The sequence below is a fragment of the Methylopila musalis genome, from assembly GCF_042679725.1.
GTDB lineage: Bacteria > Pseudomonadota > Alphaproteobacteria > Rhizobiales > Methylopilaceae > Methylopila > Methylopila musalis.
Genome location: NZ_JBHTMX010000210.1, coordinates 1 through 4,847 on the forward strand (window position 1 = coordinate 1; position 4,847 = coordinate 4,847).

Consider the following 4,847-nt stretch of genomic DNA (forward strand, 5'->3'; position numbering starts at 1 on the left):
CGGCGCCGTCCGCGGAGCGGCCGGCGTCCACGGTCCAGAACCCCGAAGGTCCGGCGTCCACGCCGGAGGCTGGCCAGACGGCGCCCTCGGCCTCGTCCGCGCCGTCCGCCGACGCGGTGGTGGGCGTGCTGGAGACCGCGAAGGTCCAGCGCGGCGACAGCCTGTGGCGCATCTCCCGCTCGGCCTATGGGCGCGGCGCCCGCTACACCGTGATCTACGCGGCCAATGACGGGCAGATCCGCAACCCGAACGTGATCTATCCCGGACAGGTGCTGGTGCTGCCGCGCAGCGACGCCGACGACGCCGCGGCGCGATGACCGTGGCGCCCGCGCCTCTCGCATTCGCGCCGCGGGCGCTTATCTGCCGGGTCTCATGACGCCCGCCCGGCCGAAGCCGTCCCCCGCCGAAAAGACCACCGACGCCGAAGGGTTCGCCCTGTTCCGGGCGCTCGCGGCGCTGCGCCCGTTCTTCTGGCCGGCGGACCGTCCGGACCTGCGGCTGCGGCTGCTGATCGCCTTCGGGCTGCTGCTCGCGACCAAGGTCGTGACGGTGATCGCGCCCTACGGCTTCAAATGGGCGACCGACGCGCTGACCGGCCCCGCGGGCGCGGCCGATCCGGAGACGTGGATCGCGGTGGCGCTGGCCTCGCCGGTCATCATGGTCGTCGCCTACGGCTTCGGCCGGGTGATGATGGTGGCGCTGGCGCAGGCGCGCGACGGCGTGGCAGCGCCGGTGGTGATGAACGCGGTGCGCAAGCTCGCGCTTCAGGTGTTCAGCCACATCCACAATCTCAGCCTGCGCTACCATCTCACCCGCCGCACCGGGCTGGTGAGCCGCGTGGTGGACCGGGGCCGCGCGGCGATCGAGACGCTGACGCGCACGGGCCTCCTCACCATCGTGCCGACGCTGATCGAGATCGTGCTGGTGCTGCTGGTGCTGCTGCGGCAGTTCGACTGGCGCTACGTGGCTGTGGTGGCGGCGATGGTCGCGGCCTATCTCGCCTTCACCTATGCGGTGACCGAGTGGCGGCTCAACATCCGCCGGGAGCTGAACGACAACGACAACGACGCCAGCTCCAAGGCGATCGACAGCCTGCTCAACTACGAGACGGTCAAGTACTTCGGCGCCGAGGCCCGCGAGGCCGAGCGCTACGACCGCTCCATGGCCCGCTACGAGCGCGCGTCGATCCGCGCCTACACCTCGCTCGCCTGGCTGAACGGCGGACAGGCGCTGATCTTCGCCGCAGGGCTCACCTTGTGCATGGTGATGGCGGTGGGCGACATTCGCGCCGGGCGCAACACGGTGGGCGACTTCGTGCTCATCAACGCTCTGCTGGTGCAGCTCTACGTGCCGCTGAACTTCATGGGCTTCATCTACCGCGAGATCAAACAGTCGGTGACCGATCTGGAGGCGCTGTTCCGCCTGCTGGAGCAGGACGCGGAGATCGCGGACCGGCCGGGCGCCGCGCCGCTTCAGACCCCCGCCGGCGCCATCCGCTTCGAGGCCGTGGATTTCTCCTACGATCCCGAGCGGGCGATCCTGAAGGACGTCAGCTTCGAGGTGCGGCCCGGCGCGAAGGTCGCGATCGTCGGTCCGACCGGGGCCGGCAAATCCACCATCTCGCGCCTGCTGTTCCGGTTCTACGACGTCACGTCGGGCCGGGTGACCATCGACGGGCAGGACATCCGCGACGTGACGCAGACCTCGCTCCGGGCGGCCATCGGCATGGTCCCGCAGGACACCGTGCTGTTCAACGAGACCATCCGCTACAACATCCGCTACGGCCGCTGGGACGCGACCGACGCGGAGGTGGAGCGGGCGGCCGCGCTCGCCCAGATCGACGGCTTCATCCGCAGCCTGCCCGACGGTTACGACACCGAGGTCGGCGAGCGCGGGCTGAAGCTCTCCGGCGGCGAGAAGCAGCGCATCGCCATCGCCCGCACCATCCTCAAGGGCCCGCCGATCCTGATTCTCGACGAGGCAACCTCCGCCCTCGACAGCGCAACCGAGAAGGACATCCAGGACGCGCTCGGCCGGGTCGCCGAAGGGCGCACCACGCTCGTGATCGCGCACCGGTTGTCGACCATCGTCGACGCCGACGAGATTCTCGTGCTGGAGGCCGGGCGGGTGGTGGAGCGCGGCGCTCATGCGGCGCTGCTCGCCAAAGGCGGCGTCTATGCGGGCCTCTGGCTGCGCCAGAGCGAGGCGGAGCGGGCGCGGGAGACGCTGGCCCGCGCCGGCGAGGACGCGTTCGCCGCGGCGGAGTGATGCGCGGTTCCGCCGCAAGCTCGCTTGGTTCGGACGCGCGCATGGCGTAAGACCTGCCGACCATGATCGACGACATCACCGCCTCCATCCGCAAGGTCGTGCCGCCCATCCACAAGGAGGGCCGGCCGTTCATTGCCATTTTCGCCGCCATCGCGCTGGTGCTGTTCTTCATCTGGCAGCCGCTCGGCTGGCTGGGCGTGGGCGCCACCATCTGGTGCGCGCTGTTCTTCCGCGATCCGGCGCGGGTGACGCCGGTCCGCGACGGGCTGGTGGTGAGCGGAGCGGACGGCGTGGTCTGCGACGTGAGCCAGGCGGTTCCGCCGCCGGAGCTCGGGCTCGGCGCCGCGCCGCTGCCGCGGGTCGCCGTGTTCATGAACGTGTTCGACGTGCACGTGAACCGCGCGCCGATCGCGGGCCGCGTCGCCCGCGTGGCCTACACGCCGGGCAAGTTCCTCAACGCCGATCTCGACAAGGCGAGCGTCGACAACGAGCGCAACGGCCTCGTGATCGAGAGCGTCTTCGGCCCCGTGGGCGTGATCCAGATCGCGGGCCTGATCGCCCGCCGCATCGTGTGCTTCGTGCGCGAGCAGGACCAGCTCGGCGCCGGCGAGCGCTTCGGGCTGATCCGCTTCGGAAGCCGTGTCGATCATTACCTTCCCGCCGGCGCGGTCCCGATCGTCGCGGTGGGCCAGCGCACGGTCGCTGGCGAAACCGTGATCGCCGATCTGGTGGCCGCGGGCGCCCCCCGGACGTTCCGGACGAACTGACCCGCCGCATCACAAGGGCCTGAGCCGATGGACGAGTTCCGCCCCGCTCCCGAGCCTCAGGCCCCCGGCCGACGGTCGCGGCTGCGCTTCGTGCCGCTCAGGCTGCTGCTGCCCAATCTGGTGACGCTGCTGGCGCTCTGCGCCGGGCTCACCGGCGTGCGCATGGCGCTCGAGGGGCGGCTGGAGCTCGCGGTCTATCTCGTGGTGCTGGCCGGCGCGCTCGACGGCGTGGACGGGCGGCTCGCCCGGCTGCTGAAGGGCACCTCCCGATTCGGCGCCGAGCTCGACAGCCTCGCGGACTTCGTCAGTTTCGGCGTGGTGCCTGCGCTGATCCTCTACGTGTGGGGGCTGAACGGCCTCGGCCATGTGGGCTGGATCGGCGGGCTGATCTTCGCCATCGCCGCGGCGCTGCGCCTCGCGCGCTTCAACGTGGCGCTGGACGATCCCAACAAGCCGGCGTGGTCCGGGCAGTTCTTCGTGGGCGTGCCGGCGCCGGCGGGCGCGATTCTCTCGCTGCTGCCGATCTACCTGGAGTTCCTGGGCTTTCCGCGCACGCCGGTCGCCCTGCCGCTGGTGCTGGTCTACGTGCTCGGCGTCGCGCTGCTGATGGTGAGCCCGCTGCCCACATGGTCCGGCAAGAAGCTCGGCGCCCGGGTGCACCGGGCCTATGTGGCGCCGCTGCTGATCGCCGCGGCGCTGATCGTGACGCTGCTGGTGAGCTATCCCTGGCTGGTGCTGACCACGGTCACGCTGGCCTATCTCGCCACGATCCCGCTCGCCATCCTCCACCAGCGCCGGCTGATCGCCCGCGACCGGGCGGCGGCCGAGACGCAGACGCCCGGCTAAGAGGCGTCAGGCCTCGCAGGCGAGGATGCGCAGGCGCAGCGGCACAGCGGGGAACTGATCCCGCAGCAGGCGCAGCGCTTCGGAGGTGCTGGCGGGGCGATTGCTGGCGAGATGCGCGCGCATGGCGTCGAGCGTCTCTCCGACCGCGGTCACGATGGCGACGGCGGCCCGCGGTTCAAGCGCGAGAGCGACAGGCGGCATGTCAGGCTCCTTCGCGATAAGCGGTAAATCAGTAAGGTCAGCTTGGTGAAGGCTGGTTAACGCCCGGTTAACGACGGGCGTCGCGGGCGGCATGTCTTGCGAAAGTCTTACGTCGGGCGCCATCATGGGCGCGGCATTTAGGAGCGGACGACGTGACGGCAAGCGCCCCGAACCCGGCGCGGCGGCAACGCGCGCGGGGGCACGCTCATGTGGCCTTCGCGCATCGCTTCGGCGCCGTGCGGGTGAGCGATCTGGAACAAAGCGGCGCGCTGCGGGTGCTGTTCCCGCGCCCCGAGCCCGGCGAGCCGCTTTGCGCCGCACTCGCCAACATCGGCGGCGGCGTGGCCGGGGACGACGAACTCTCGGTCTCCGCGCTGTGGGGCGAGGGCGCGGAGGCGGTCGTCACCAGTCAGGCGGCGGAAAAGGTCTACCGCGCCGTCGATCGCGAACCGGCGCGGATCGCCACGCGTCTGACGGTCGGCGCCGGCGCGACGGCGCTGTGGCTGCCGCAGGAGACCATCCTGTTCGAGGGCGCCCGGCTGGAGCGCGGGCTGGACGCGGAGCTGGAGGAGGGCGCGCAGCTCATCGCCTGCGAAAGCCTCGTGTTCGGCCGCACCGCGCGGGGCGAGCGGGTGGAGACGGGCCGCGTGTTCGACCGCTGGCGGGTGCGCGTCGGCGGTCGGCTGGTCTACGCCGACGCGCTGGAGCTGGACGGCGCGGTGGCCGCCACGCTGGACGCGAAGGCGGTCGGCGACGGCGCGGTCG

General features: G+C 71.3%; 6 protein-coding genes. 5 read left to right on the top strand and 1 reads right to left on the bottom strand.

What is annotated here, in order from left to right; genetic code table 11:
* The 4 genes from ACFQ4O_RS15225 to ACFQ4O_RS15240 form a co-directional block, all read left to right on the top strand.
* Positions 1–317: LysM peptidoglycan-binding domain-containing protein (locus ACFQ4O_RS15225; protein WP_378776823.1), on the top strand; the 317-nt coding region annotated here is incomplete at its 5' end.
* Between the two features lie 55 nt (positions 318–372).
* Positions 373–2,268: an ABCB family ABC transporter ATP-binding protein/permease gene (locus ACFQ4O_RS15230; RefSeq protein WP_378776825.1), complete on the top strand. Its 1,896-nt coding sequence runs from the start codon at positions 373–375 to the stop codon at positions 2,266–2,268.
* 62 nt (positions 2,269–2,330) lie between these two features.
* Positions 2,331–3,035, top strand: coding sequence for a phosphatidylserine decarboxylase (locus ACFQ4O_RS15235; protein WP_378776827.1), 705 nt, complete (start codon positions 2,331–2,333; stop codon positions 3,033–3,035).
* A gap of 27 nt (positions 3,036–3,062) precedes the next feature.
* Positions 3,063–3,881, top strand: coding sequence for a CDP-alcohol phosphatidyltransferase family protein (locus ACFQ4O_RS15240; protein WP_378776829.1), 819 nt, complete (start codon positions 3,063–3,065; stop codon positions 3,879–3,881).
* A gap of 6 nt (positions 3,882–3,887) precedes the next feature.
* On the opposite strand, the gene ACFQ4O_RS15245 is transcribed toward ACFQ4O_RS15240, so the two are convergent.
* Positions 3,888–4,082 carry a hypothetical protein gene (locus tag ACFQ4O_RS15245; RefSeq protein WP_378776831.1) on the bottom strand — a complete coding sequence of 65 codons (195 nt, stop codon included), beginning with the start codon at positions 4,080–4,082 and terminating at the stop codon, positions 3,888–3,890.
* 209 nt (positions 4,083–4,291) lie between these two features.
* On the opposite strand from ACFQ4O_RS15245, the gene ACFQ4O_RS15250 reads away from it, so the two are divergent.
* The coding region (locus tag ACFQ4O_RS15250; protein ID WP_378776833.1) for an urease accessory protein UreD at positions 4,292–4,847 on the top strand (556 nt) is incomplete at its 3' end.